Consider the following 26,017-nt stretch of genomic DNA (forward strand, 5'->3'; position numbering starts at 1 on the left):
CAAAAGCCAGGACTTGAAGACTAGAGATTTTTAACTGCTAACATCGCACTTCCAAAATTTAATATCTTACTTCTGATATCTCACATCTAATATTTTAATTCGATTTTTAACTTTTGACAAACAGATGTGATTATCAAAATAAACAGATTTATCTTTCATATATTTGCTAACTGATTTTTAAAGAAATACATTGTATTCATGGAATATTTAGATTTTGAATTACCGATAAAAGAACTTCAAGAGCAATATAACAAAGCTTGTGAAATAGGCCTGGATAGTGAAGTGGATGTCACAGACACCTGCCAGCAAATCAAACAGAAGCTGGATAACAAAAAAAAGGAAATATACTCCAACCTGGATGCCTGGCAGCGCGTACAATTGTCCCGACATCCCAATAGACCCTATACCTTAGATTATATCAATGCGATTTGCGGCAGCACCTTTATGGAGCTGCATGGAGATCGTAATTTTGGTGATGATAAAGCCATGATAGGTGGACTTGGCAAGGTAGACGAACAAAGCTTTATGTTCATAGGCCAGCAGAAGGGCTACAACACCAAAACGCGACAGTACAGAAATTTTGGGATGGCCAATCCCGAAGGCTATCGCAAAGCTTTGCGCCTGATGAAAAAAGCAGAGAAGTTCAACCTTCCCATTGTTGCTTTGGTTGACACGCCCGGAGCCTTTCCAGGTCTTGAAGCAGAAGAAAGAGGACAAGGTGAAGCCATTGCAAGAAATATCATGGAAATGAGCCAGCTCAAAGTCCCAATCATTGTGATTATCATCGGTGAGGGAGCCAGTGGCGGAGCCTTGGGAATAGCTGTTGGAGACACGGTCATGATGCTGGAAAACACCTGGTATTCTGTGATTTCTCCAGAATCCTGTTCCTCTATACTATGGAGAAGCTGGGAGCATAAAAAAACCGCTGCTGAGGCCTTAAAGCTGACGGCAAACGACATGAAGAAATTGAAAATCATAGACAAAATTATAAAGGAGCCTCTTGGAGGTGCACATAGCAATCGAGAGAAAGCTTTCGAAATTGTTACGAAGTCTATTCTGTCTGAATTTGAAGAATTGAAAAAGTTATCCCCAGAAGATTTGGTCGAAAAAAGAATGCAAAAATATTTAGATATAGGCGTTTATTCTGACTAAGTCCCGTAAACTATAATTTAACTCAGAAAACCAGATAAGACTTATCTGGTTTTTTTGGGTTATCCACATTTTTTTTAAGTTATCCACAGAGGCTTGTGGAAAACCATCAGTGTTAAGCTGCAATATTTTTCTCGAATTTCATAAGCTTTTCTTTACATTCGTAATATGGAAAACGCGACTCAATCATCATTCAAAAATGCATCTAAAGGCGATGTGATCAGCCTTCAAAAAGGAAAAATACCCCCTCAAGCTATTGATCTTGAAGAGGTTATATTAGGAGCGATGATGATTGACAAAAAAGGTGTCGACGAAGTTATCGACATCCTACACCCCGAGGTCTTCTACAAAGAGGCGCATAAAAACATTTATGAAGCCATTATTTTACTTTTCGAAAAAGGCGATCCCATTGACTTATTAACGGTTTCCACAGAATTAAAGAAATCCAAAAAACTTCAAGCCTCTGGAGGTGAGTACTATCTGATTCAGTTAACACAAAAGGTCTCCTCCTCTGCTCATATCGAATACCATTCACGTATTGTTCTTCAGAAATACATTCAACGCTGTCTGATCAAAATTTCAAGCGAAATTATAGAAGAATCTTACGATGAAGGCACCGACGTGTTCGATCTATTAGACCATGCGGAATCCAAACTATACGAAGTTACTCAGGGTAATATAAAGCGGTCTTCAGAAACCGCTCAAAATTTGGTCATGCAGGCCAAAAAACGAATTGAAGAAATTTCCAACAAGGAAGGCTTAAGTGGTATCCCCTCTGGTTTTACAGAACTGGATAAATTAACTTCGGGCTGGCAGCCAAGTGATTTGGTCATTATTGCCGCACGTCCGGGTATGGGTAAAACTGCACTTACCCTAACTATGGCAAGAAATATTGCTGTAGGCCAAAACATTCCCGTCGCCTTCTTTTCGCTTGAGATGTCTTCGGTACAATTGATTACTCGGCTTATTTCTTCTGAAACCGGATTGAGTTCAGAAAAGCTGAGAACAGGTAACCTCGAGCCTCACGAATGGGAGCAGTTGAACGTGAAGGTAAAATCGCTTGAACAGGCCCCCTTGTTTATCGATGATACCCCCTCGCTCTCCATTTTCGATTTAAGAGCAAAAGCCCGACGTCTGTCGTCTCAGCATGGCATCAAACTTATCGTGGTTGATTATTTGCAGCTGATGACCGGTGGGGGCTCCCAAAAGGGAGGAAATAGGGAGCAGGAAATTTCAAGTATTTCCAGAAACTTAAAAGCACTGGCCAAAGAATTGAGCATTCCCGTCTTGGCCCTTTCTCAGCTCTCCAGAGCAGTTGAAACGCGAGGAGGCAGTAAAAGACCTTTGCTAAGTGACCTTAGAGAATCCGGAGCTATTGAGCAGGATGCGGATATTGTATCTTTTATCTATAGACCGGAATATTACGATATCGATGAATGGGATGACGATGCTCAAACCCCAACCCAGGGTCAGGCCGAATTCATCATCGCTAAACACAGGAACGGAGGTCTGGATAATATTCGTTTGAAATTTATCGGCCAGCTTGGTAAGTTTGAAAACCTGGATAATTTTGATTCGCCTTTTGAAATCAATTCGAGTATGAATTCAGGAAAATCAGATTCCCCATCCTTCCCCAATGCTGAGGAAGTTTTTGGTTCCACGCCCCCAAATCAAAACTTTGGCAGTGAAAATGACGATGAAGTCCCCTTTTAAAAATTTTAAATGAGAGTCATCCTATTGATAGCAATTATTCTGACTGGCTGGAATACTCAGGCCAAATTCATTTTAATTCCTATGGATTTTGAAACTCAGGACAACCACCTTAAAGCTTACGGAGTTTCTTACTGGCTTTTGGAAAAAGATCAGAAAGTCCAGTGGCTGCTCAATTACAGAGGCGGTTCCTTTCTTTCTCCGTTCTCCGAAGAACTGCAGCGCGAATGCACCATCCGAGGGGTTTCTTATGAAGTCATATCCGACATGGAAGCAGAAGACCTCCTGAGAACCATCAGCAGCCCTTCTCAAAATATGGAAGCTGTATTGCTTGAGAAAGCGCCTAAAATCGCAGTCTATTCTCCACAGGGAAATGCACCCTGGGATGACGCGGTAACGATGGTTCTGAAGTTTGCTGAAATTCCTTACAAAACGATTTACGACAAGGAAGTGCTCAATGACGAGCTGCTGTTATACGACTGGCTTCACTTACACCATGAAGATTTTACGGGCCAATACGGCAAATTCTACAGAGCCTACAGATCTGCACCCTGGTATATCGAGGAGAAAGCGGAAGCTGAAGCACTGGCCAGTGCATTGGGTTATGATAAAGTGTCCAGGGAAAAACTGGCCGTAGCCCAAAAAATAAAAGACTATGTGATTGGTGGCGGTTTTATGTTTGCCATGTGCAGCGCCACCGATTCTTTCGATATTGCTTTATCGGCGGATGGCGTGGATATTTGTGAACCTATGTTTGATGGCGATGCCGCAGAAGCGGGATACCAGAATAAAATTGACTATGCCAAAACCATGGCGTTTACAGACTTTATTCTGGAAAGAGATCCTATGGTGTATGAGTATTCTTCCATCGACATGACCGAGAGAAGGAACATTCCAAAATCTAAGGACTATTTCACGCTGATGGATTACTCAGCGAAATGGGATCCTATCCCCACGATGTTATGTCAAAATCATACGGCTGTAGTCAAAGGCTTTATGGGACAAACCACGGCGTTCAATCCAAATCAAATCAAGTCTAATGTGCTGGTAATGGGGAAAAATAAGATAAATGAAGAGGCCAGGTATATACACGGTATCAAAGGAAAAGGCTTTTTCACCTTTTACGGCGGACATGATCCGGAGGATTATCAGCATCGCGTAGGGGATCCAAAAACAGAACTGGAACTGCATCCGAAATCTCCTGGCTACAGACTGATTTTAAATAACATTCTATTTCCGGCGGCTGAGAAGAAGAAACAAAAAACCTAAGAACTATTTGAATATTTTTTTCTTTCGAAGCTCAAAATTCTGACCTAAATACACCTTTCTTACCATTTCATCATTGGCCAGCTCTTCGGGTTCACCGTGTTTGAGGATTCCTCCTTCAAACATAAGATAGGTTCTGTCGGTGATGGCTAGAGTCTCCTGCACATTATGATCGGTGATCAAAATTCCGATGTTTTTATTTTTCAGCTGAGCGACAATTTTTTGAATGTCTTCAACCGCCACCGGGTCTACACCTGCAAAAGGCTCATCCAGCAGAATGAATTTTGGATCTGTAGCCAGGGCACGTGCAATTTCTGTTCGCCGTCTTTCCCCTCCGGAAAGCAAATCCCCCCTGTTGGTACGAATGTGATTCAAGCCAAACTCACTGATCAGGGCTTCCATTTTTTCCTCCCGTTCATCTTTATTCAAATCGGTAAGTTCGAGAACACTCATGATGTTATCTTCGATGCTTAACTTCCTAAAAATAGAGGCTTCCTGAGCTAGATAACCTATGCCATTTTGAGCTCTTTTGTACATGGGATATTTGGTGATGTTGGTGTCATCCAAATATATATTCCCCGCATTGGGTTTGATCAGGCCCACAATCATATAAAATGAGGTGGTTTTCCCAGCACCATTAGGTCCGAGTAAACCAACGATTTCTCCCTGGGTAACCTCAACACTGATTCCTTTAACAACTTTCTTGCTTTTATAGGATTTAACCAGATTATCGGCTCTTAAAGTTGCTTGATTGCTCATTTAATTTGTTTTTCTTGATGATTTTACGCCAAAGATAATCATCTCAACCACACCGATGAGTATAATGGAATAGGCTAAGAGTTCAATGCTTTCTTCGGAGGCGTCTTTTACAGGTCTCATAAAATCCCTGAGCGGTATAATTTTATCGCCATTCTCCTCAACCACATACTTGGTGTGGGTATCTCTAAGCAAATCTATCCACATGATTTTACGACCGTAAAGTCTGGAAAAAACATGCAGGATAATAAATCCTGAAAAGAAAAAAGCAAATCCATAGGTTTTTGAAATGGAGGCAGTTTCTAAAACCAGTTTTTTCCAGTTTCTTATAACCATAACCACTACAAAAACCAGGATGATCAGAGCAAGGACTTGCCAGGCTTTGTCAAAAAGCTGTGTATTAAGCCAGAAATCAAATTCTCTCACAAAATGAATCCCTAAAATTCCCGCCAATGTAAGATTGAAAATTCTAAAGTCTTTAGCTTTAGAGCTAAACCCAATCAACAGCAAAGAGCCAATCAATAAAATGACTTCCTGTGTGATTTCAATTAATGAATCTTCTTTTACTTCACCTTCAGCAAAATCAAACTGTATGATTAGCGACATCAAAAACATGAGACCGGCATAGGCCAAAAGTCTTACAAATAAGGGATATAGAGGTTTCATATACATAATTTGAAATTATTCCGTTTTGCCAAACTTGTTTTCCAGGGCTTCCCAGTATTCAAAAGCCCTTCTCAAATGAGGAATTACAATGGTTCCCCCTACCAGAGTGCCAATACTCAAAGCTTCAACAACCTGAGCCCTGGTGAGTCCTTCCTTGTAAGAGGATTCCAGGTGATATTTCACGCAGTCATCACATCTTAAAACCAGGGAAGACACAAGACCTAGAAGCTCTTTGGTTTTAACATCCAAGGCACCTTCCGTGAAAGAATTGGTGTCCAGATTAAATATACGCTTTAGAACTTTATTGTTTTCGTTTAAAATTTTTCCATTCATTTTGGCTCTGTAGGCCTCAAATTCATCAACTAGATCTATCATAATTACTTATTTGTTTTTTGTTTTTCTTTTTTACGTTGTTTTCTCACTACAAATTTGGAAATAAAAATACTTATTTCATACAAAACCAAAACCGGGATAGCCACAATGACCTGGCTGGCAATATCGGGCGGAGTGATCAATGCTGAAATTATCAATATAAAAACCAGCGCATATTTTCTGTTTGTCCTCAAAAATTCAGGAGTGACCAGGCCTACTTTCGTAAGGAAATAAATGATGACCGGCAATTCAAATATAAGTCCGCTGGCAATAACCGAAGCCCTGACCAGGCCTATGTAACTGCTTAGGTCGAAGTCATTAAAAACAACTTCACTTACGGTGTAACTCCCTAAAAAGTTGATCGACAAGGGCGTGATGACATAATAACCGAACAGAACGCCAAGAAAGAATAAAAAGGAGGTCACAACGATGAAGCCTCTGGCCGATTTCTTTTCGGTTCTTTGTAATCCCGGGGCTATGAATGCCCAAAATTGATAGATCACGTAGGGAAATGCAATGATAAATCCAGCAGTTACCGAGGTCCAGATGTGCGCGCTGAACTGACCTGCCATAGTTCTACTTTGAATTCTAAAAGGAAGTTCATTAAAACAAAAACTCTCCTGCATATTAAAAAACTCAGAGATTCTGCAAAGCAAGTCGTAGGTATAAAAATCGGCGCGTTTGGGTCCGAAAATAATCACATCAAAAATGAAGGATTTCATTGCAAAGGCAATCCCACCTGCTATTAAGATAGCTAAAGTTGCCCGCAGCAAATGCCATCTCAAATCTTCAAGATGGTCTAAAAAAGACATGTCGTTGGGGTTCTTCTTAGTCTTAGAGTTTGCCATATTATATAATGCCTTCTTTTACCAGATTATGGAGATGAACAACCCCGGCATATTTCCCAGATTCTAAAGCAATGAGTTGAGTAATATCGTTTTGTTCTAAACGCTCCAGGGCATCGATGGCCATGGCAGAGTTAGCTATAGTCTTCGGGTTTCTGGACATGATGTCTTCAGCCTTGAGTTCGGTAAAATCCTCTGTAGAACTCAGCATCCTTCTCAGGTCACCATCGGTAATGATCCCCACCACCTGGTCCTGGTCTAAGACTGCTGTTACCCCCAGCATATTTTTGGAAATTTCAATGATAACGTCTTTCAATGGGGTGCTTAAGGTTACCTGAGGCTTCAGGTTCTGAGAGGTAATATCGCTCACCCGTAAGTAAAGCGTTTTTCCAAGCGCTCCTCCAGGGTGGAATTTTGCAAAATCATCACTGGAAAAGCCTCTTAATTTTAGCAAGCAGACTGCCAGAGCATCCCCGATAACCAGCTGAGCGGTCGTGCTCGTGGTTGGAGCCAGATTATGCGGACAGGCTTCTTTGTCTACAAAAGAATTCAAAACAAAATCTGCCTGCTGACCCAGAAACGAGTCTTTATTCCCTGTTATAGCAATCAGTGTATTTTTAAAATTCTTGATGAGCGGTGCCAGGACTTTAATTTCAGGTGTATTTCCGCTTTTGGAGATACAAATCACCACGTCATCTCTCAGGATGGTTCCCAGGTCACCATGTATGGCGTCTGCAGCGTGCATGTATACAGCGGGAGTGCCGGTAGAGTTGAGCGTTGCCACAATCTTGGTGGCTATAATGGCACTCTTTCCTACCCCTGTGATAATAACCCGTCCTTTAGACTTGTATATTACATTTACAGCATCAGAAAAAGACGCATCAATCAAAGACTCAAGGTTTGCTATTGCTTTAGATTCTAACTGGATAATGTCCTTAGCGTAAGACTGTATTGCTACATCTTCCATAAATTAGTTTATTTAGGTATTGTGTGCCTTCAAAGATTGCGTATATTTAATTTTGCAAAGGTAAATAAAACTAAATAGTAATAATTCAATTGGAACAAATCAATTTACATCAACAGTTAAAAAAATACTTTGGTTTTAGCGAGTTCAAAGGACTTCAGGAAAGCGTTATAAAGAGCATTATAGCGAACGAAGATACTTTTGTCATTATGCCTACAGGCGGCGGAAAATCATTGTGTTATCAACTTCCGGCTTTGATAAAAGATGGAACTGCAATCGTAGTCTCTCCGCTTATTGCGCTGATGAAAAATCAAGTGGATGCTATACGGAATATTTCAGAGTACGAAGGTGTAGCCCATGTTCTGAACTCCTCCCTGAATAAAACCCAGGTCAGGCAAGTCAAAGAAGACATCTCCAAAGGGATTACAAAACTGCTTTACGTCGCACCAGAATCCCTTACTAAAACCGAATACATCGACTTTCTAAAGGATGAAAAAATTTCGTTTTTAGCCATAGATGAAGCCCATTGTATTTCTGAATGGGGACATGATTTCAGGCCTGAGTACAGAAATCTAAAAAACATTATCGAGCGTATCGGCGACGATATCCCCATCATTGGACTCACCGCCACCGCTACGCCAAAAGTACAGGAAGACATTCTCAAAAATTTGAGAATCCCTAATGCAAATACCTTCAAGGCTTCTTTTAACCGGCCTAATTTATATTACGAGATCAGACCAAAAACAGACGATGTAGATTCTGATATCATAAAGTTTGTCAAGAAGAATTCCGGTAAAAGCGGTATCATTTACTGCTTGAGCAGGAAGCGTGTGGAACAGCTTTCTCAGACACTGCAGGTGAATGGCATAAAGGCTGTTCCTTACCATGCCGGTCTCGATGCTAAAACGAGAAGCAAACACCAGGACATGTTTCTAATGGAGGATATCGATGTGGTTGTAGCCACCATTGCCTTCGGGATGGGAATTGATAAACCCGATGTTCGCTTTGTCATCCACAACGATATTCCCAAAAGTATTGAAAGCTATTACCAGGAGACTGGAAGAGCAGGCAGGGATGGCGGCGAAGGGCATTGTATTGCCTACTACAATCATAAAGACATTGAAAAGCTTGAAAAATTCATGAGTGGCAAGCCCATTGCCGAACAGGAAATTGGTCATGCGCTTCTTCAGGATGTGGTAGCTTTTGCAGAAAGTTCTATTTCCAGACGAAAGTATATTCTCCATTATTTTGGAGAAGAATTTGACAACCTCACAGGTGAAGGCGGCGATATGGATGACAATGTACGTTATCCCAAAACCAAAAAAGAAGCCAAAGAAGACGTTCAGCTTATTCTCAGGGCAGTAAAAGAGACCGGGCAGCTTTTCAAGTCTAAGGAAATCGTTCATACCCTCACCGGAAAGACCAATGTCCTTATTAAATCCAATAAGATTGAAAATCTGGATATTTTTGGCATTGGAAAAGACAAACCCGCGAGTTACTGGACAGCTTTACTGAGACAGGTTATTATTTCAGGTATGCTCAAAAAAGAACTGGAGTCCTACGGGGTTGTTAAAATTCTTCCTAAAGGCGAAGAATTTCTAAAAAATCCGGAGTCGTTCATGATGACAGAAGATAATGATTTTAGCCAGTCGACTTCAAGCACCTCTTCCCAACCTACGGGCGGAACCGATAAAAAGCTGCTTAAAATGCTGAAGGATTTACGCAAGAAAATTGCAAAAAGAAAGGAAGTGCCGCCTTTTGTCGTTTTCCAGGATCCTTCTTTGGAAGACATGGCCTTAAAATACCCTATAAGCACTGAAGAGCTTGTTAATATTCATGGCGTTGGTGAAGGAAAAGCCAAAAAGTTCGGAAAGGAATTCGTGTCTCTGATTCAGAATTATGTTGAAGAAAATGACATTTTAAGACCTGATGATTTGGTGGTAAAAAGCACGGGAGCCAACAGTGCCAACAAGCTTTACATCATACAAAATGTGGACAGGAAACTTCCCCTTCCGGATATTGCCCAGGGCAAAGGTCTAGAAATGCCAGATTTTATAAAAGAAATGGAAGCCATTGTTTACAGTGGAACCAAGTTGAATATCAACTACTGGCTGGATGATATTTTGGATGAAGAGCAGCAGGAAGAAATTCACGACTACTTTCTGGATGCTCAATCCGATAGTATAAACGAGGCCATAGACGAGTTTGATGGAGATTACGAGGAAGAAGAGTTACGGCTTTACCGTATAAAATTCATCAGCGAAGAAGCGAATTAAGCAAAAATCCATCGGTCTGAGGCCGATGGATTTTTTCTTTTTATATATTTTTATTCAGTTGCTTTCGGCAGAAACACCTCGGCAAGCATACACCTGGCACTGCCTCCGCCATGCGTCTCAATGGTTGAGAGATCACTGCTCAATATTTTACAGTGCTTTTCTATGGATTGAATTTGCCTGTCGGTCAAAGCCTCATGAGCCGCTTTACTCATTACCAGGAACTTCTCTGTTTCTCCCTGCACCTGTAGCATGTTCCCAGCAAAATTATTCATCTGTTCTTCAGAAATGCTTATGATTTCTTTTCCGTCCTGCGTAAGACTGTCTGCAACAAGTTTAAGCTCCTTCTTATCATCAATGCTGTCCAGGCAAATCACAGCAAATTCTTCTGCGATGCACATCATGACATTAGTGTGATAAATAGGTAAGCGCTGTCCTTCGTGACTTTGGTAAGCATTAAAAATAACAGGCGTATATTCAAAATCCTCGCAAAACTCTATGAGTAAATCTTCATCTGCCCGGGGTGATAAGGCGCAGTAAGCTTTTCTGTTTTGTCTATCCAAAATCAGGCTGCCGGTTCCTTCCAGGAATACGTTTTCTAATTCTGCTGAAGTGTAATCCACAAAATTTCTGATGAATCGCCCTTCTGCTTCAATTTTTTCAAAAATATCTTCGCGGCGTTCTACACGTCTGTTTTTGGCATACATCGGAAACAAAGCCACATCGCCGTTTTCATGAAAAGACACCCAGTTGTTGGGAAAAATAGAGTCTGGTGTATCCTGGCTCGCAATATCGTCTATCAAGATCAGGTTAACCCCTACTGCTTTGAGTTTATCGGCAAAAGCGTCAAATTCTGCCTGAGCTTTTGCATTAACCGTTTCCTGAAGGTCTTCTGTCGTTTTTTGGAAATAGTTATTCACAGCCGTCTCTTCATTCATTCTGAAGTTGACCGGGCGAATCATCACCAAAGTATCTGTAATCTGTTTCATGAGTTTCGTTTTAATTTTTTAATGTTCGCAGCTGACTGAATGCTGCAGCCTGGCAAATGTTAGTTTTCATAACCGAACCTATCCTTAGATGTCAGGAGAATTTTCAGTCCTGCCGGCTTCATTTATGCTCTTCTTAGAGGTAAGGTTGAACACCTCAATAAACCTTCCTGTTTTGCGATTTCCCGATAATTGACCGTTTCCACCTGAATTCCCTTGGACCTCAGCCATGCATTCAGACGTGTAAAATAGTCGTCGGAAATGACTACCGTTTCAGAAATAGAAAAAATATTAGAATTCATATCGAACATTTCCTGAGCATCGATTTCCAGGACATTGTCCTGACCGTAAAGATTCACAAGCCAGTTGTATTCCTCTTCTTCCAGGAATCCATTTCTATGGATAATGGCGTACTTGTCTCCTACCGGCTGAAAACAGCAATCCAGATGCAGAGCGTTAGCTTTGGGATCTGTATTGGATTTTCTGAGGTTGAAGGATTTCACGATTTTATGCGGGAATAAACGCTGCAGCTCTTCAACCGCCTGCCTATTGGTTCTCGCTGTGATATAATCTGCATAATCTTCCCCTCTGTAAGTTCCAACCAGAATATAGTCGCCATGCGGCATGACATCCCCACCTTCAACATGACAGTTGTCAGGGAGTTTAATCTTTTGGTCTGCTGGGATGCTCTCTAAAACAAAATCAATAGCCTTGATTTCTTTTTCTCTATCGGGTAAGATGTTGGCACGTATAAATTTATCTTCTATTACAAACCCAATATCCCTGGAGAAGATCTGATTGTAATTTTCAATAATTCTGGGCCTCAGGACCTCGACCCCATGTTTTTTTAAAATAACAGCAACCTGCTCCATTTCCTGAATCATATCGGCTTCCTCAGGATAGGTTCCTTCTTTGATATGCTTTATGGATTTCGGATCGTAAGCATCTTCCAGTTTAGGCTCTGGCCCATTGGAATTGGCAACGCCTAAAATCACTGATTTCAACTTAGAAGTTTCGTTGGTAATATGCAGTTTCAAGTCTTTTTTTTTTGCAAATATACTCAAAATCAAAACCTTTAACTAATGTTGAATTTTAAGATTTAAAATGTAGCAAAAGGTTTGGATCCGGGCAGTTGCTTCTGTAAAATTCTAAAGTCGCTGCGGAGGAAACACCGGGATAATCTCCAACATTATCGCCAATATCCAGAATAAGCTGAAAATGCAAATGAGGAGCATAATTGCCATTGACTTCATTTGTACCCAAATATCCGATGGGGTATTGCGTTGAAATCTCCTCTCCAATCTTGTGAATGCCTAACGACTCTCTGGAAAGATGACCATATAGAGAATAGAGTTTCCGGTCGGCTATATCGTGTTCCAGAATAATCGTTGGTCCGTAATCTCCAAAATTCAGATTATCCTTTTGGCTGTGAATTCTTCCAGGTAATGGACTGTAAACGGAAGTTCCTGCGCCTACCCATACATCCATACCAAGATGGATATTTCTTTTATGTGCGCGTGAACTTTCTCCAAAGTACGAACTTCTGTCGTAAAGACTCCTTTTTTCGAGATAGCCGCCAAAAGCAGCTTTAGCGCCTTTGGATTTTAAATACTCAGCCAGATAATCCTGCAGAGCAAATTCAGTGGACAAATCGATATGCAGTTCTTCCGTTTTTCGATCTGAAAGGTCTAGGGAAACATAATCCGCTTCGGTATAATCCGGACCAAGTATGGAAAAAAAGGAGGGCCTGACGTGCTCCTGTATCAAATTCAGCATAAACCTAAAGCTTTGTGATTTTAACTAACAAAACCCCAACTTGCATTGGGGTTCCTGAATAATTTGAATTGCGTATGTATTATTCGTCTCTCAACACATTGAGTGTGACGTCTATATTATCGCGGGTTGCTCTGGAAAACGGACAGATTTCATGAGCTTCATTTACCAGGGTTTCAGCGGTTTCAATATCACTTACGCCTGGCATATAAGAATCTAACACCGCTGAAAGCAGAAGATTTCCATCCTCTTCTTTGTGGATACTGATGTGCGCTGTAACGCTATAATCTCCAAGGTCAACCTTGTGATTCTGGGCCACTAAATTCAGTGCACCTCCAAAACAGGCAGAATATGCCGATCCAAAGAGCTGCTCCGGATTTACGCCGTCTCCACCGTCTCCACCAAGACCTTTAGGCATGCTTAGTGGCATATCAATGGGTCCGTCTTCTGTTTTGACGTGACCTTTTCGACCACCTGTAGTCGTTGCTTTAGCAGTATATAGTGTTTTCATCGGTATTTATTTTAAGTTCAATCGAATATACTAAGTACAGGGACGCTGTAAAAGAATGAATTCATAAATTTGTACTAAATGTAAATGTATGCCTTCGTCCAAAAACAAGAAATCTGCCCTTCAGGAAACCAAGAGTGATCCGGGTTTGAATTTGAGTCAGTCTTCCGCTGAAAAAATAAAAGCCTTGAGACGGAAATCCAAGGACATTCAAAAACTCATTCAGGGCATCCTGAGTGGCAATAAAACCGACTTAAGCCAGGCAATCACATTGATAGAAAGTCAGAGCAAGCGACATGCGGAAGACATTAAGACTATAATTTCCACCTGCCTGCCCTACTCCAACAAATCACTCAGAGTTGGAATCACGGGTGTTCCCGGTGTGGGCAAAAGCACCTTTATTGAGCAGCTGGGATTGCTGCTGGTTAGCAAAGGTCATAAAGTAGCTGTACTGGCAGTAGACCCCTCCAGCTCGGTGACTAGGGGAAGTATTCTGGGGGATAAAACCCGTATGGAAAAACTAGTTCAGCACCCCATGGCTTACATTAGACCAACCGCATCGGGGGAATCTCTGGGCGGAGTGGCCAGAAAGACACGGGAAAGCATTTTGCTCTGTGAAGCCGCCGGATTTGATATACTTTTAATAGAAACGGTAGGGGTTGGTCAAAGTGAAACCGCCGTACACAGCATGACAGATTTCTTTTTACTATTGAAACTGGCCGGTGCCGGAGATGAATTACAGGGCATCAAACGAGGCATTATTGAAATGGCTGATGCCATTGTAATCAATAAAGCAGATGGAGATAACATAAAAGCCGCTAAAAAAGCAAAGGTTGAATTCAACCGGGCCTTACATATGTATCCCTCCAAATCCAATGGCTGGACACCTAAAGTCAAACTGGCCAGTGCCTTGAATAACGAAGGCATCGAAAACATCTGGAATATGCTTTCCGACTATTTCACCACGGCAAAAACCAACGGGTTTTTTGAAGAAAAAAGAGCAGGCCAAAATAAATTTTGGCTCACGCAAAGCATTGAAGATTCTTTGAAAAAGGACTTTTATCAAAATGAAAACATCAAAACTGAATTTCCTAAAATTCTGGAAAAAATACACAACCAGGAGATGAGTCCCTTTGAAGCCGCTGAATACTTACTGGATAAAGCTAAATCTTAAGCGTTAACCTTAAACTCATTATTGAATTTTACAGTTAAATAGTTGTGTAGCTTATAGAATAAAAATCCGGTCACGATACCAAAAACAGCACCTGTAATGATATCTCCGGGATAATGCACCCCGATGTAAATTCGGCTGTACGTGATAAGAATGGCCCAGGAAAACATCCAGTAAAATACATGTTTATAATAGGGCTTAAGAATATGAGAGATAAAGGTAGCTACAGCAAAAGAACTTATGGCATGCCCAGAAAAATAGCCATACTTGCCACAGCGTTTGGCCAGGAATCTTCCATAGTCTATAAAGGCTTCGTTGCAGGGCCTTAACCTTTGGAAGGTATCTTTAAACAAATTGGCCAGCTGATCTGTAAACGTAATCATAAGCGCCACCACTGCCACCGTAATAAGCAAGCCTCGCAGCTTGATCTTCTTGTAGATTAAAAACAGTAAGACAATATACAGAGGAATTGAAACTTCTTTTTCGGTTATAAACACCCAAAACCAGTCCCATTCTTTAACTCCAAGATTATTGAGGAAAAGGAATAATTCTCGATCTAACTTCTGAAGTTGTTCTAGCATAGGTTATTTTTGGTAACGATCGACTTCTCTATCGTAAAATTCTGAAGCTTCTTTGATCAAATTATTGGTTTCTTCAATCATTTCTTCTTCATTTTCAACATCAAAATCCTCAAACCACTCGATGTCATCGGTTTTCAAATCGATGATAAATCTCGGGAATTCAGTATGGATTATGAATATGGATTCGGGATAGTCTGTGTTGTCCCCCAATATAAATCTCGGTAATTTCATGATGGTGTTAATTTTGTTTCTCCAAAAGTAAGGATTTGTTTTTTGGAGAGCATATTAAATCTGATATACAACATAATGGCTGAGGCTGTAAGCCCGGACAGCAGTCCTAACCATATACCTGCACTACCGAGCACATCGGCTTGTCCGGTAAAATAAGAGACCGGGAAACCGATAAGCCAGTAAGCAATAAAACATATGACCGTTGGAACCTTTACATCCTGCAGCCCTCGCAAAGCGCCAAGAATAGCAACCTGAAGGCCATCGCTCAGTTGAAAAAGAGCAGCTATAACCAACAACTGCGAAGCCAGCATAATCACTTCTCCATCATCTATATATAAGGTGGGTAAAAATCCTTTCAGAAGAATAAAACCAAGCGCAAAAATACCTTCAATCAGGAACACCTGCAGAAAAATGGAAAAGGCAACATCTCTTAAGGTTCTGAACTGGCGTTTACCTTTTTGATTGGACACCCGTATCGTGGCAGTTACCCCAAGTCCAACGGCTATCATAAAGGTCATAGACGCAAGATTGAGTGCGATTTGATTGGCAGCCTGAGCTTTGGTCCCCAGCGTTCCTGCCAGCAGGACCGTCGCTGTAAAAATACCTCCTTCAAAGAGCATCTGTAAAGCGGTTGGAAAACCCAGGTTCAGGAGCCTTCTGAAAATAGCTTTATCCAGAGACTTTTTCATCAATACAAAATAAGTCTTTAATTTCGGCCGTTTGCTCAGGATCAAATACAGCATGACCAGCATAAAAACTCTGGAAATCAGAGTACCAATGGCAGCACCTTCCAATTCGAGCCGAGGAAAAAACCATACGCCATAGATCAAAAAATAATTGAAAATAACATTGACAATATTGGCCAGAAGTGTGGCGTACATCGCGTATTTGGTCAGCGACAATCCATCAGCAAACTGCTTGAATCCCTGAAAAATCATAAGCGGAATCAGGGAAAAAGCAACGATATCGAGATAGGGCAAAGCCAAATCGACCACATCGGCCGGCTGGTCAAGATGGTATAGAATAGGCTTGATCAGGAAAAGTAAAAGAAATAAAACGACACCACTGACCGTACACATGACTAAGCCATGCTGAAAATACCAGCGTCCCTTTGTTGCATCTCCTTCCCCATCGGCTTCCGCGATAAGAGGTGTGATCGCAAAGCTAAATCCGATGCCTAAAAAAAGGGCGAAAAAGATAAGTGTGTTTCCGAGAGAGACGGCTGCCAAGGGCGCTGCTCCAAGTTTACCAATCATTAAATTATCCACAAAACCGACAAGTACATGGCCAAGCTGACCCAGCATGATTGGTAAAGCAAGACTGAAGTTTTTGGAAAACTCCCTGGTATATGTCGATAGAGTCAAAAGCTTATTTTTTTCTGAATGCAAAAGTACACTTTGAGAAGAGAATACAGAATCGACAGTTAAATTTAATCAAACTAAATACCGATTTCATTTGCTCCAAGTTTAGGTATGAACTGAGATTTAATGCACAGGAAGTTGAAATTCCTTTATATTTGAAACTTAATTCTGAAAACAAAGACACTTGAAAAAAGATTTTGACAAGGAGGAGATCATTGAACATGTATCCACACTGTTGCAAGAGATACCCACATCGATGGAAATCGTAAAAGAGGATGCTAAAAAACAGCAAAGGTTTCTGTATTTAGCCAGGCACATGGTAGAAAAAGCGATCAAAAAAGATGCGCTTTTGGTTTCAGATGATGGAAGAGGTATTGCTATTTTCTTTAAAATGGACGGCAAAAGTGATGGCTTTTGGTCGGAACTGGTTCAGGATCTTAAACTCGCCTTACATGTGACGGGTATTAAAAAAGGCCTGAAGGCTTTGAAAGCCCAGCGCTTTGTCAAGAAACAACGCCCTAATGAAGGTGAATTTTTATACTGCTGGTTTTGGGGAATTTTGCCGGATGCCAGGGGTAATACCAGCGACAAGACGCCTTACAAAATGAAGGATGAGATGTTTCGCATTGCCAAAGCCATGCAATTGCCTATTTATGCAGAAACACGCATCAGAAAAGTAAGCATAGCCTACAGAAGATACGGATTTGAAGTGCTTAAGGAATGGAAACACCCCAGTGGGGATACCATGTATTTTTTGAAATACACCCCCCCAAAGCCTGAGTCTATGTCCTCTTAATCTGTACAAAGGTTTTCACATCTTCTTTGGTGATTTTATGGTCCCCTAAGATGATTAGCCGTTCTACAACGTTTCTTAGTTCTCTTATATTTCCGGTCCAGTTGTGTTTTTCCATAAGGGAAATAGCTTCAGGATCAAATACTTTGGGTTTGGTTCCCTGTTCCTTGGCGATTTTTTCTGTAAAATGCTGAATCAGTTCAGGAATATCCGCACGTCTGTCTTTAAGGGATGGAACATGAATAATGATGACCGCCAGTCTGTGGTATAAATCCTCCCGGAAGCGTTTCTCGCTTATTTCTTCCTTCAGGTCTTTGTTGGTCGCTGCAATAACTCTCACATCGACTTTTATATCCTTATCGCTTCCCACACGCTGCACCCTGTTTTCCTGTAAGGCCCGTAAAACTTTTGCCTGGGCTGAAAGACTCATATCCCCGATTTCATCAAGAAAAATAGTTCCCCCGTTGGCCGCTTCAAATTTTCCGGCCCGGTCTTTATTGGCAGAAGTGAAGGCGCCTTTAACGTGACCAAACAATTCGCTTTCTATCAATTCTGAAGGAATCGCAGCACAATTCACTTCAATAAAAGGACCTTTGTTTCTCTCGCTTTTTTCATGAAGCCAGTGGGCCACCAGTTCTTTTCCGGTTCCATTTTGACCGGTAATTAAAACCCTGGCCTCTGTGGGGGCAACCTTGTCGATCATGGATTTGATCCGACCGAGTTCCTCAGACTTGCCCACCATTTCAAACTGCCTGGAAACCTTCTTTTTGAGTTGCTTGTTTTCCAGGGCCAGCTGAGTGTGGTCCAGCGCAATCCTAACCGTATTCAATAAACGGTTGAGGTCGGGTGGTTTTGAAATATAATCGAAGGCTCCCATGCGCATAGTCTCCACGGCAGTTTCAAGATCCCCGTGACCTGAAATCATAATGACAGGAAGCTCGGGATTCAGCTTTTGACAGACAGAAAGCACCTCCAAGCCGTCCATTTTTGGCATTTTGATATCACAAAGCACCAAGTCATAATTGTTTTTTTTAATCAGGTCCACTCCTTTCAACCCGTCTTCCGCCTCATCGATATCATAGTTATGTTCTTCATCCAGCAGTATTTTTTTAAGGACTCGTCTTATCGCATCTTCATCTTCAATTATGAGCAGTCTTGGCATAGGTGTTTATTTTAAACTTAAAGATAAGTCATATCAAAAGTTAAACGGGGTCTAGGCAACAGTTTTTAGAATAATTTAAAGACTCGGTCCGTTTTAAATACAAAACCCACCCTACTTAGAGCAGGGTGGGAAAAAAAATTGCTATGAAAAAGAAAAAACACCGCTAAACAAGCGGTGTTCAAATATATATAATATTTTGTTAACTCCCTTAGGAAAACATGTCTTTTACCTTTTCGAAGAAAGATTTATCCGACCTGTTGGGATTAGGTTCAAAATTGGGATCGTTTAAATTTTGCTCAAAAAATTCTTTCTGTTCCTTAGATAACGTCTGTGGAGTCCATACATTGATGTGTACAAGTAGATCGCCAATACCATAACCATTCAAGTTTGGCAGACCTTTATTTCTAAGTCTTAAGATTTTTCCGCCCTGCACACCTGGCTCGACTTTGATCCTTACTTTTCCGCCAACAGTCTGGATTTCTTTGCTGGCTCCAAGAGCAGCTTCCGGATAACTGATGTAAAGGTCGTAGTGAAGATTTTCACCGTCACGCTGCAAGCTTTCATGTTCCTTAACTTCAATAAGCACTATCAAATCTCCGGGAACCCCATCACCTACGGGCTCATTCCCTTTGTTGGAAACCTTAAGCTGCATGCCATCTTCAACTCCAGCCGGAATCTTGATAGAAACCGTTTCTTCTGTCATTTTCAAGCCGTGAGCGTCTGTTCCCTCACCTTTTTTATCGATGATCTGACCACTGCCTCCACAAGCTGTACAGGGAGAAGCCGTTTGCATTCTCCCTAGGATCGTATTGGTTACGCGTGTCACCTGACCGGAACCCTTACAGGTTGGGCAGGTTTTAAAGGTGGTATCGGAAGGCTTTTTCTTACGAGAAACTTTTACTTTTTTCTCAACGCCTTTAGACACTTCTTCTAGGGTTAAACTGACACGTATCCTTAAGTTACCGCCTTTTGCTCTCTGACGTCCGCCAAAGCCGCCTCCAAAACCAGAGAATCCCTGACTTCTTCCGCCGCCAAAGCCGCCACCAAAAATATCGCCAAACTGACTAAAGATATCGTCCATATTCATACCTCCGCCACCGAAGCCCTGAGAACCATCAAAAGCACCATGACCAAACTGGTCGTATTTTTGTCTTTTCTCTTCGTTACCTAAAACTTCGTAAGCTTCAGCCGATTTCTTAAATTTATTCTCAGCTTCGGTATCATCCGGGTTTTTATCAGGATGGTATTTGATAGCCATCTTCCGGTAGGCTTTTTTGATTTCAGCCTGTGAAGCGCCTTTCGATACTCCTAATATGTCGTAATAATCTTCTTTCATAATTTCTTATTTTCCAGTAACTACTTTTGGATAACGTATAATTTTATCCCCTAAGGTGTACCCCTTTTCTAAAACATCTATAATCTTTCCTTTCATATCTTCACTAGGGGCCTGAATTTGAGTGATGGCCTCATGAAGTTCAGAATCGAACACATCTCCTGCTTTTACGGGCATAGGCTCAAGACCTTTACCCTTAAGCGTTTCTCTGAGCTTGTTGCTTATCAAGGTAACCCCTTCTGCAAGCGACTCATCTGATGATTTTTCAACTTCAAGCATAGCTCTGTCAAAATCATCAAGCACAGGGAGCATGGACTGCATAACATCCTGACTTGCGGTTTTAAATAACTCTATACGTTCCTTGGAAGTTCTGCGCTTGTAATTTTCGAATTCAGCAAAGAGTCTCAAATATTTATCATCCTTGGCATCGAGTTCCTGCTGAAGCTGCTCTTCGCGGGATAGACTATCATCTGCAGTCTCAGAAGCTTCTCCTTCACTGCTGTCGGTTGCAGCAGATTCTTCGTTCTGAGAGTGTGTATTTTCAGTATGCTCTTCGTTAGCATTGGTTTCAACTTGTTCTTTATCTTTTGGTTTTTTATTGTCCTGACTCATGTCTTAATATTTTTATTACAATTGGCAAATGTGTTGCCATTTGTCCTTTAATGCCATATTGACATATTACAAGTGTGGAATGTTTTTAGATAGGTAATTTATAAATATAAATACACCTAAAATGAAAAGAAGATTTATGAATTCCGTGTTAGTTTTATCCCTTATAGCTACAGCCTTTAGCTGTAAAAGCGATAAAAAAACCGAAACTTCTGAAGCCGTGGAAAAGGCGGAAACCTCAGAACTGGCGACAGCCTACAATCTCAATGTTGAGCAGTCTAAGATCAACTGGGTAGGGTCAAAGCCAACAGGGCAACACAATGGAATAGTTTCCTTATCTGGAGGCGAATTATTAATGACCGGTGATCAGCTCAGCGGTGGAGCAGTCACCATTGACATGACAAGCATTGAAGTCCAGGACCTCGAAGGTCAGGACAAAAAGGATTTGGAAAACCACCTGATGGGGTATTCCAATGGAAAAGAAGATCACTTCTTCAACGCCACTAAATATCCTGAAGCTAGATTCGAGATTACCGGTGTTGAAGTCCTGGAAGATCAGACACTGTTATCAGGAAATCTTACGCTGAAGGACACCACCAAAAACATCAGTTTCCCGGTTATGGTTTCCAGGAATGCCGGGGATGATTCGCTGGTATTGACTTCTGATGAAATCGTGCTGGACAGAACAGAATGGGGTATCGAATTTATGTCCAAGTCTTTTGTAGAAAATCTTGGGGATAATTTTATAAACGACGACATTAAAATCGCATTCGATTTGAAAGGCTATAAAGCAGAATAAACGAAGTTGCTTTAAATAAGAAAATCCCTCAAAACTTAATTTGAGGGATTTTTTTATATCCTGACTGAAGGCAGAAGGTTAAGCTTCTCCCGTAGGTCCGCCAAAATTCATTGGAATATTGGTTTTTTCCTGTTCTTTAATCGACCCCTGGCTTTTCTCAAAACGATTGATGTTGTCATTCAAAGCTCTCAACAGGCGCTTGGCGTGTTGTGGCGTAAGGATGATTCTGGATCTCACCTTGTTCTTAGGAGATCCAGGCATAATATTCACAAAATCCAAAACAAACTCCGTTTGTGAATGATTGATGATGGCCAGGTTACTGTAAATCCCCTGTGCCACATCATCATCGATCTGGATATTGAGCTTTTGCTGCTTTTTATCGTCCTGCTCGCTCATGGTCTAATTAAAGTTTACATTCACTTCCTGCTTCTTCTCCATCATGGAAGCCAGTTCTTCTTTAGAACCTACAATGATATCGTCGAATTCTCTCAATCCTGTACCCGCTGGAATTCTATGTCCAACGATTACATTTTCTTTCAGGCCTTCTAAGTAATCCACTTTACCGCTTACAGCAGCTTCGTTTAATACTTTGGTTGTTTCTTGGAAGGAAGCAGCCGATATAAAGGACTTGGTTTGCAGAGAAGCTCTTGTAATACCTTGCAATATTGGCGCTGCAGTTGCAGATTCAGCATCACGTGCGGTAACCAGTTGCTTGTCTTCGCGTTTGAGGATGGAATTCTCATCTCTCAATTCACGTAAAGTGACAACCTGACCAGGTTTAAGCACGGTACTGTCTCCTGCATCTTCAACGATTTTCTTGCCGAAAATATTATCGTTCTCTTCAATGAAATCTTCCTTGTGAACCAATTGGTTTTCTAAGAAGATCGTATCTCCTGAATCCTGAATTCTTACTTTTCTCATCATCTGTCTTACGACAACCTCAAAGTGTTTATCATTGATCTGTACCCCTTGCAGTCTATATACTTCCTGAACTTCGTTCACTAAGTATTGCTGAACTGCACTTGGGCCCTTGATGTTCAAGATATCTTCAGGTGTTACAGAACCGTCTGACAATGGCATACCCGCTTTCACGTAGTCATTTTCCTGTACCAGAATCTGGTTAGAAAGTTTGACCAGGTATTTTTTGATTTCACCAAGTTTAGATTCTATTATGATCTCACGATTACCTCTTTTGATTTTACCAAAAGAAACCACACCGTCAATCTCACTGACTACAGCAGGGTTGGAAGGATTTCTCGCTTCAAACAATTCTGTAAGACGTGGAAGACCTCCTGTAATATCACCGGCTTTAGATGATTTTCTAGGAATTTTCACTAAAATCTTTCCGATTTTAATTTCTTCGTTATCGTCTACCATCAAGTGAGCACCAACAGGCAGGTTGTAGGATCTCATGATTTCATCATCGTTGTTTTTGATGTGAAGTGTTGGGATTTTACGCTTGTTCTTGGACTCAATGATTACTTTTTCCTGGAATCCAGTCTGCTCATCACTTTCAACCTCGAAGGTCTGACCTTGCGTGATGTTTTCAAACTCTATTTTACCGGAGAATTCTGAAATAATCACACCGTTATAAGGATCCCATTTGCAAATGACATCACCTTTCTTGACTTTATCGCCTGGGCTAATCATCAGTTCGGAACCATAAGGAATAACGTTAGTACTTAAAGCGATTCCAGATTTTTTATCAATGATTTTGACTTCTGAAGTTCTTGAAATAACGATATCTATTTTCTTTCCTTCGCTATTCTTACTTTCAACAGTTTTTAAATCTTCTATTTCTGCTACACCGTCAAATTTAGCTTCAAGTTTATTTTCTTCTGAAATGTTACCTGCAATACCACCTACGTGGAAGGTTCTCAAGGTTAACTGTGTACCTGGCTCACCAATAGACTGAGCAGCAACTACACCAACAGCTTCACCTCGCTGTACCGTTTTGTTGGTAGATAAATTTCTACCGTAACATTTCACACAAATCCCTTGTTTAGCCTCACAGGTTAACGGGGAACGCACTTCAACAGAATTCAAAGCTGAAGCTTCAACTTTGTCTGCAGCATCTTCATGAATCTCTTCACCTGCATTCACAAGAAGTTCCTGAGAAATTGGATCGATAACATCGTTCAATGCCGTTCTGCCTACGATACGTTCTGACAGACTTTCCACAACTTCATCGTTTTTCTTCAATGCAGAAACCTCAATACCTCTCAAGGTTCCACAATCTTCTTCTCTAACGATAACATCCTGAGAAACATCTACCAATCTACGAGTTAAGTAACCTGCATCGGCTGTTTTCAATGCTGTATCGGCAAGACCTTTACGAGCACCGTGCGTAGAGATAAAGTATTCTAAAATAGAAAGACCTTCTTTAAAGTTGGAAAGAATTGGGTTTTCAATAATTTCACCACCTGCAGATGTCGATTTCTTAGGCTTAGCCATCAATCCACGCATACCGGTTAGCTGGCGAATTTGTTCCTTAGAACCCCTTGCACCAGAATCAAGCATCATGTATACCGAATTGAACCCTTGCTTATCTTCACGAATACGCTTCATAGCGAGTTCTGTTAAGTTAGCATTGGTCGCTGTCCAGATATCAATAACCTGATTGTAACGCTCGTTGTTGGTGATAAGTCCCATGTTATAGTTTCCTATGACACTTTCAACCTGCTCATTGGCATCATCAATCATCGTCTGTTTTTCTTCAGGGATAATAATATCACCTAAGGAGAAAGACAATCCACCTCTAAAGGCAAAGTTGTATCCAAGACTCTTGATTTCATCAAGGAACTCAGCAGTTTCAGGAACTGATGTTTTCTTAAGCACGCGTGCAATAACATCACGAAGCGCTTTTTTGGTCATCACGTCGTTTATGAATCCAACACTATCCGGGATAGACTGGTTAAACAGGACACGTCCAACTGTGGTTTCTATATTTTTCTTGACGATGTTTCCATTCTCATCAATATCATTTGTTCTAATCGTAATCAGAGCATTCAGGTCAACCTGCTTCTCGTTGTAAGCGATATTGACTTCCTCTTCAGAATAAAACTTAAGACCTTCCCCTTTCACTTTCTCCTCCGGAGTCGATGATCTTGGTTTGGTCATATAGTATAATCCAAGAACCATATCCTGAGAAGGTACAGTAATCGGAGAACCGTTAGCAGGATTCAGAATACTATGGGAGGCCAGCATCAATAGCTGAGCTTCCAGTATAGCTTCCGGTCCTAATGGTAAGTGAACCGCCATCTGGTCACCGTCAAAATCGGCATTAAAGGCCGTACAAACCAAAGGGTGCAGCTGTATAGCTTTACCTTCAATCAATTTTGGCTGAAAGGCCTGTATACCCAGTCTGTGAAGGGTTGGAGCACGGTTAAGCAACACAGGGTGTCCTTTTAACACGTTTTCCAGGATATCCCAAACGACAGGCTCTTTTTTGTCTATTATTTTCTTGGCGGATTTTACAGTTTTTACAATTCCTCTTTCAATCAGTTTCCGGATGACAAAAGGCTTGTAAAGTTCTGCGGCCATATCTTTTGGCAATCCACATTCGAACATTTTCATTTCAGGTCCAACGACGATCACGGAACGCGCAGAATAATCCACTCGCTTACCCAGAAGGTTTTGTCTGAAACGTCCTTGTTTTCCTTTTAAGGAATCCGAAAGCGATTTCAGTGGTCGGTTAGAATCCGTTTTAACAGCAGAAGATTTTCTGGTGTTGTCAAATAAGGAATCTACAGATTCCTGAAGCATTCGCTTCTCATTTCTAAGAATAACTTCCGGAGCTTTTATTTCCATCAATCGTTTCAAACGATTGTTTCTGATAATGACTCGTCGGTAAAGGTCATTCAAATCTGAAGTGGCGAAACGTCCGCCATCAAGAGGCACAAGAGGTCTTAATTCCGGTGGAGTTACAGGGATCACTTTCATAATCATCCACTCCGGATTGTTTTCTCTGTTTTGTTTAGAATCTCTAAGGGCTTCAACTACCTGAAGACGCTTTAAGGCTTCTGTTTTTCTTTGCTTTGAGGTTTCGTTGTTTGCTTTGTGTCTCAGGTCATAAGAAAGCTCATCCAAATCCAGACGCTTAAGTATTTCCAACAGACATTCAGCTCCCATTTTAGCAAGGAACTTGTTTGGATCGTCATCGTCCAGGTACTGGTTTTCCTGAGGAAGTCCATCTAAAATATTCAGATACTCTTCTTCGGTTAGGAAATCCATCTTTTTCAGCGGCTCTCCTTCTTCGTTCTTCGCATTACCAGGCTGAATAACGACATATCTTTCATAATAAATGATCATGTCGAGTTTCTTGGAAGGAATTCCAAGAAGGTATCCAATTTTATTTGGTAAAGATCTGAAATACCAGATATGAGCTACAGGAACAACCAGGTTGATGTGTCCAACGCGGTCTCTTCTTACCTTTTTCTCGGTAACTTCAACACCACAACGGTCACAAACGATTCCTTTGTAACGTATTCTTTTGTATTTTCCACAAGCACATTCATAATCTTTGACCGGGCCAAAAATTCGTTCACAAAACAGTCCATCTCTTTCCGGCTTGTGTGTTCTGTAATTAATAGTTTCAGGTTTTAAAACTTCACCTCTGGATTCGGCTAGAATACTTTCCGGAGAAGATAAACCTATAGAGATTTTATTAAATCTCTTTTGTGTATTCTTATCATTATTTCTTGTCATAA

At 41.1% G+C, this 26,017-nt stretch carries 24 protein-coding genes; 7 read left to right on the forward strand and 17 right to left on the reverse strand.

The features are described 5' to 3' along the window. Positions 1-198: 198 nt before the first annotated feature. From G3567_RS06925 to G3567_RS06935, 3 genes are all read left to right on the forward strand, one after another. The gene (locus tag G3567_RS06925) at positions 199-1,152 is read left to right on the forward strand and encodes an acetyl-CoA carboxylase carboxyltransferase subunit alpha (protein WP_164004599.1); all 954 of its coding nucleotides are present in this window, start codon (positions 199-201) and stop codon (positions 1,150-1,152) included. 165 nt (positions 1,153-1,317) lie between these two features. Next, positions 1,318-2,862, forward strand: a complete 1,545-nt coding sequence (gene dnaB / locus G3567_RS06930) for a replicative DNA helicase (protein ID WP_164004600.1) — start codon at positions 1,318-1,320, stop codon at positions 2,860-2,862. Between the two features lie 81 nt (positions 2,863-2,943). After that, positions 2,944-4,128: an asparagine synthetase B gene (locus G3567_RS06935; protein ID WP_164004731.1), complete on the forward strand. Its 1,185-nt coding sequence runs from the start codon at positions 2,944-2,946 to the stop codon at positions 4,126-4,128. 3 nt (positions 4,129-4,131) lie between these two features. Here the strand turns inward: G3567_RS06935 and lptB are convergent, their stop codons facing one another. From lptB to G3567_RS06960, 5 genes are read right to left on the reverse strand one after another with little or no spacing between them, the layout of a single operon-like run. Further along, positions 4,132-4,884 (reverse strand): LPS export ABC transporter ATP-binding protein, encoded by a 753-nt coding sequence (lptB, locus tag G3567_RS06940; protein WP_164004601.1) that lies wholly within the window; start codon positions 4,882-4,884, stop codon positions 4,132-4,134. Then, on the reverse strand, positions 4,885-5,547 hold the full coding sequence (locus tag G3567_RS06945; protein WP_164004602.1) for a hypothetical protein: 663 nt from the start codon (positions 5,545-5,547) through the stop codon (positions 4,885-4,887). Between the two features lie 15 nt (positions 5,548-5,562). After that, positions 5,563-5,922 carry a carboxymuconolactone decarboxylase family protein gene (locus G3567_RS06950; protein WP_164004603.1) on the reverse strand — a complete coding sequence of 120 codons (360 nt, stop codon included), beginning with the start codon at positions 5,920-5,922 and terminating at the stop codon, positions 5,563-5,565. A 2-nt stretch (positions 5,923-5,924) separates the two neighbouring features. Then, complete coding sequence (gene tatC, locus G3567_RS06955) at positions 5,925-6,767, reverse strand: twin-arginine translocase subunit TatC (protein ID WP_164004604.1); 843 nt, start codon at positions 6,765-6,767, stop codon at positions 5,925-5,927. Between the two features lies 1 nt (position 6,768). Then, entirely contained in the window at positions 6,769-7,731 is a 963-nt protein-coding gene (locus G3567_RS06960; protein WP_164004605.1) for a KpsF/GutQ family sugar-phosphate isomerase, read from the reverse strand. 89 nt (positions 7,732-7,820) lie between these two features. Between G3567_RS06960 and recQ the strand changes: the two genes are divergently transcribed. Then, positions 7,821-10,004: a DNA helicase RecQ gene (gene recQ / locus G3567_RS06965; RefSeq protein WP_164004606.1), complete on the forward strand. Its 2,184-nt coding sequence runs from the start codon at positions 7,821-7,823 to the stop codon at positions 10,002-10,004. A gap of 50 nt (positions 10,005-10,054) precedes the next feature. Here recQ and ctlX read toward each other — a convergent pair whose 3' ends face one another. The 4 genes from ctlX to G3567_RS06985 all read right to left on the reverse strand — a co-directional run bounded on the left by ctlX (position 10,055) and on the right by G3567_RS06985 (position 13,271). Then, a complete protein-coding gene (ctlX, locus tag G3567_RS06970; RefSeq protein ID WP_164004607.1) occupies positions 10,055-10,990 on the reverse strand; it encodes a citrulline utilization hydrolase CtlX in 936 nt (311 codons plus the stop codon). A gap of 122 nt (positions 10,991-11,112) precedes the next feature. After that, on the reverse strand, positions 11,113-12,024 hold the full coding sequence (locus G3567_RS06975; RefSeq protein WP_164004608.1) for a dimethylarginine dimethylaminohydrolase family protein: 912 nt from the start codon (positions 12,022-12,024) through the stop codon (positions 11,113-11,115). Positions 12,025-12,079: 55 nt separating this feature from the next. Further along, positions 12,080-12,763, reverse strand: a complete 684-nt coding sequence (locus G3567_RS06980; RefSeq protein ID WP_164004609.1) for a peptidoglycan DD-metalloendopeptidase family protein — start codon at positions 12,761-12,763, stop codon at positions 12,080-12,082. Between the two features lie 79 nt (positions 12,764-12,842). Beyond that, complete coding sequence (locus G3567_RS06985; protein WP_164004610.1) at positions 12,843-13,271, reverse strand: organic hydroperoxide resistance protein; 429 nt, start codon at positions 13,269-13,271, stop codon at positions 12,843-12,845. Between the two features lie 88 nt (positions 13,272-13,359). On the opposite strand from G3567_RS06985, the gene meaB reads away from it, so the two are divergent. Continuing rightward, entirely contained in the window at positions 13,360-14,442 is a 1,083-nt protein-coding gene (gene meaB / locus G3567_RS06990; protein ID WP_164004611.1) for a methylmalonyl Co-A mutase-associated GTPase MeaB, read from the forward strand. Here the strand turns inward: meaB and G3567_RS06995 are convergent. The 3 genes from G3567_RS06995 to G3567_RS07005 are packed head-to-tail and all read right to left on the reverse strand — an operon-like array spanning position 14,439 to position 16,615. Further along, on the reverse strand, positions 14,439-15,020 hold the full coding sequence (locus G3567_RS06995) for a phosphatase PAP2 family protein (RefSeq protein WP_164004612.1): 582 nt from the start codon (positions 15,018-15,020) through the stop codon (positions 14,439-14,441). The genes meaB and G3567_RS06995 overlap by 4 nt on opposite strands. A 3-nt stretch (positions 15,021-15,023) precedes the next feature. Next, positions 15,024-15,251 carry a hypothetical protein gene (locus G3567_RS07000; protein ID WP_164004613.1) on the reverse strand — a complete coding sequence of 76 codons (228 nt, stop codon included), beginning with the start codon at positions 15,249-15,251 and terminating at the stop codon, positions 15,024-15,026. After that, the gene (locus G3567_RS07005) at positions 15,248-16,615 is read right to left on the reverse strand and encodes an MATE family efflux transporter (RefSeq protein ID WP_164004614.1); all 1,368 of its coding nucleotides are present in this window, start codon (positions 16,613-16,615) and stop codon (positions 15,248-15,250) included. The genes G3567_RS07000 and G3567_RS07005 overlap by 4 nt, the downstream gene beginning before the upstream one ends. A 181-nt stretch (positions 16,616-16,796) precedes the next feature. Here G3567_RS07005 and G3567_RS07010 point away from each other — a divergent pair, with 181 nt between their 5' ends. Next, a complete protein-coding gene (locus G3567_RS07010; RefSeq protein WP_164004615.1) occupies positions 16,797-17,408 on the forward strand; it encodes a hypothetical protein in 612 nt (203 codons plus the stop codon). Here the strand turns inward: G3567_RS07010 and G3567_RS07015 are convergent. The 3 genes from G3567_RS07015 to G3567_RS07025 form a co-directional block, all read right to left on the reverse strand. Further along, positions 17,395-18,567: a sigma-54-dependent transcriptional regulator gene (locus G3567_RS07015; RefSeq protein WP_164004616.1), complete on the reverse strand. Its 1,173-nt coding sequence runs from the start codon at positions 18,565-18,567 to the stop codon at positions 17,395-17,397. The two genes, G3567_RS07010 and G3567_RS07015, sit on opposite strands and share 14 nt — an antisense overlap. A 208-nt stretch (positions 18,568-18,775) precedes the next feature. Next, positions 18,776-19,903: a molecular chaperone DnaJ gene (gene dnaJ, locus G3567_RS07020; RefSeq protein ID WP_164004617.1), complete on the reverse strand. Its 1,128-nt coding sequence runs from the start codon at positions 19,901-19,903 to the stop codon at positions 18,776-18,778. A gap of 6 nt (positions 19,904-19,909) precedes the next feature. Continuing rightward, entirely contained in the window at positions 19,910-20,512 is a 603-nt protein-coding gene (locus tag G3567_RS07025; protein ID WP_164004618.1) for a nucleotide exchange factor GrpE, read from the reverse strand. 121 nt (positions 20,513-20,633) lie between these two features. Between G3567_RS07025 and G3567_RS07030 the strand changes: the two genes are divergently transcribed. Continuing rightward, positions 20,634-21,308, forward strand: coding sequence for a YceI family protein (locus tag G3567_RS07030; protein ID WP_164004619.1), 675 nt, complete (start codon positions 20,634-20,636; stop codon positions 21,306-21,308). 78 nt (positions 21,309-21,386) lie between these two features. Here G3567_RS07030 and G3567_RS07035 read toward each other — a convergent pair whose 3' ends face one another. Together G3567_RS07035 and rpoC are read right to left on the reverse strand one after the other, a co-directional pair. Beyond that, entirely contained in the window at positions 21,387-21,704 is a 318-nt protein-coding gene (locus tag G3567_RS07035) for a DUF3467 domain-containing protein (protein ID WP_164004620.1), read from the reverse strand. Positions 21,705-21,707: 3 nt separating this feature from the next. Continuing rightward, positions 21,708-26,015, reverse strand: a complete 4,308-nt coding sequence (gene rpoC / locus G3567_RS07040; RefSeq protein WP_164004621.1) for a DNA-directed RNA polymerase subunit beta' — start codon at positions 26,013-26,015, stop codon at positions 21,708-21,710. Positions 26,016-26,017 lie beyond the last annotated feature (2 nt).

The sequence above is a fragment of the Psychroflexus aurantiacus genome, assembly GCF_010820555.1.
Classification (GTDB): domain Bacteria; phylum Bacteroidota; class Bacteroidia; order Flavobacteriales; family Flavobacteriaceae; genus Psychroflexus; species Psychroflexus aurantiacus.

What these genes read in the sequence shown, in the direction of transcription:
- G3567_RS06925 (WP_164004599.1), top strand. Translation starts at nt 199, where the DNA reads ATGGAATATTTAGATTTTGAATTACCGATAAAAGAACTTCAAGAGCAA.
- dnaB (WP_164004600.1), top strand. Translation starts at nt 1,318, where the DNA reads ATGGAAAACGCGACTCAATCATCATTCAAAAATGCATCTAAAGGCGAT.
- G3567_RS06935 (WP_164004731.1), top strand. Translation starts at nt 2,944, where the DNA reads ATGGATTTTGAAACTCAGGACAACCACCTTAAAGCTTACGGAGTTTCT.
- lptB (WP_164004601.1), bottom strand. Translation starts at nt 4,884, where the DNA reads ATGAGCAATCAAGCAACTTTAAGAGCCGATAATCTGGTTAAATCCTAT.
- G3567_RS06945 (WP_164004602.1), bottom strand. Translation starts at nt 5,547, where the DNA reads ATGAAACCTCTATATCCCTTATTTGTAAGACTTTTGGCCTATGCCGGT.
- G3567_RS06950 (WP_164004603.1), bottom strand. Translation starts at nt 5,922, where the DNA reads ATGATAGATCTAGTTGATGAATTTGAGGCCTACAGAGCCAAAATGAAT.
- tatC (WP_164004604.1), bottom strand. Translation starts at nt 6,767, where the DNA reads ATGGCAAACTCTAAGACTAAGAAGAACCCCAACGACATGTCTTTTTTA.
- G3567_RS06960 (WP_164004605.1), bottom strand. Translation starts at nt 7,731, where the DNA reads ATGGAAGATGTAGCAATACAGTCTTACGCTAAGGACATTATCCAGTTA.
- ctlX (WP_164004607.1), bottom strand. Translation starts at nt 10,990, where the DNA reads ATGAAACAGATTACAGATACTTTGGTGATGATTCGCCCGGTCAACTTC.
- G3567_RS06980 (WP_164004609.1), bottom strand. Translation starts at nt 12,763, where the DNA reads ATGCTGAATTTGATACAGGAGCACGTCAGGCCCTCCTTTTTTTCCATA.
- G3567_RS06985 (WP_164004610.1), bottom strand. Translation starts at nt 13,271, where the DNA reads ATGAAAACACTATATACTGCTAAAGCAACGACTACAGGTGGTCGAAAA.
- meaB (WP_164004611.1), top strand. Translation starts at nt 13,360, where the DNA reads ATGCCTTCGTCCAAAAACAAGAAATCTGCCCTTCAGGAAACCAAGAGT.
- G3567_RS06995 (WP_164004612.1), bottom strand. Translation starts at nt 15,020, where the DNA reads ATGCTAGAACAACTTCAGAAGTTAGATCGAGAATTATTCCTTTTCCTC.
- G3567_RS07000 (WP_164004613.1), bottom strand. Translation starts at nt 15,251, where the DNA reads ATGAAATTACCGAGATTTATATTGGGGGACAACACAGACTATCCCGAA.
- G3567_RS07015 (WP_164004616.1), bottom strand. Translation starts at nt 18,567, where the DNA reads ATGCCAAGACTGCTCATAATTGAAGATGAAGATGCGATAAGACGAGTC.
- dnaJ (WP_164004617.1), bottom strand. Translation starts at nt 19,903, where the DNA reads ATGAAAGAAGATTATTACGACATATTAGGAGTATCGAAAGGCGCTTCA.
- G3567_RS07025 (WP_164004618.1), bottom strand. Translation starts at nt 20,512, where the DNA reads ATGAGTCAGGACAATAAAAAACCAAAAGATAAAGAACAAGTTGAAACC.
- G3567_RS07030 (WP_164004619.1), top strand. Translation starts at nt 20,634, where the DNA reads ATGAAAAGAAGATTTATGAATTCCGTGTTAGTTTTATCCCTTATAGCT.
- G3567_RS07035 (WP_164004620.1), bottom strand. Translation starts at nt 21,704, where the DNA reads ATGAGCGAGCAGGACGATAAAAAGCAGCAAAAGCTCAATATCCAGATC.
- rpoC (WP_164004621.1), bottom strand. Translation starts at nt 26,015, where the DNA reads ATGACAAGAAATAATGATAAGAATACACAAAAGAGATTTAATAAAATC.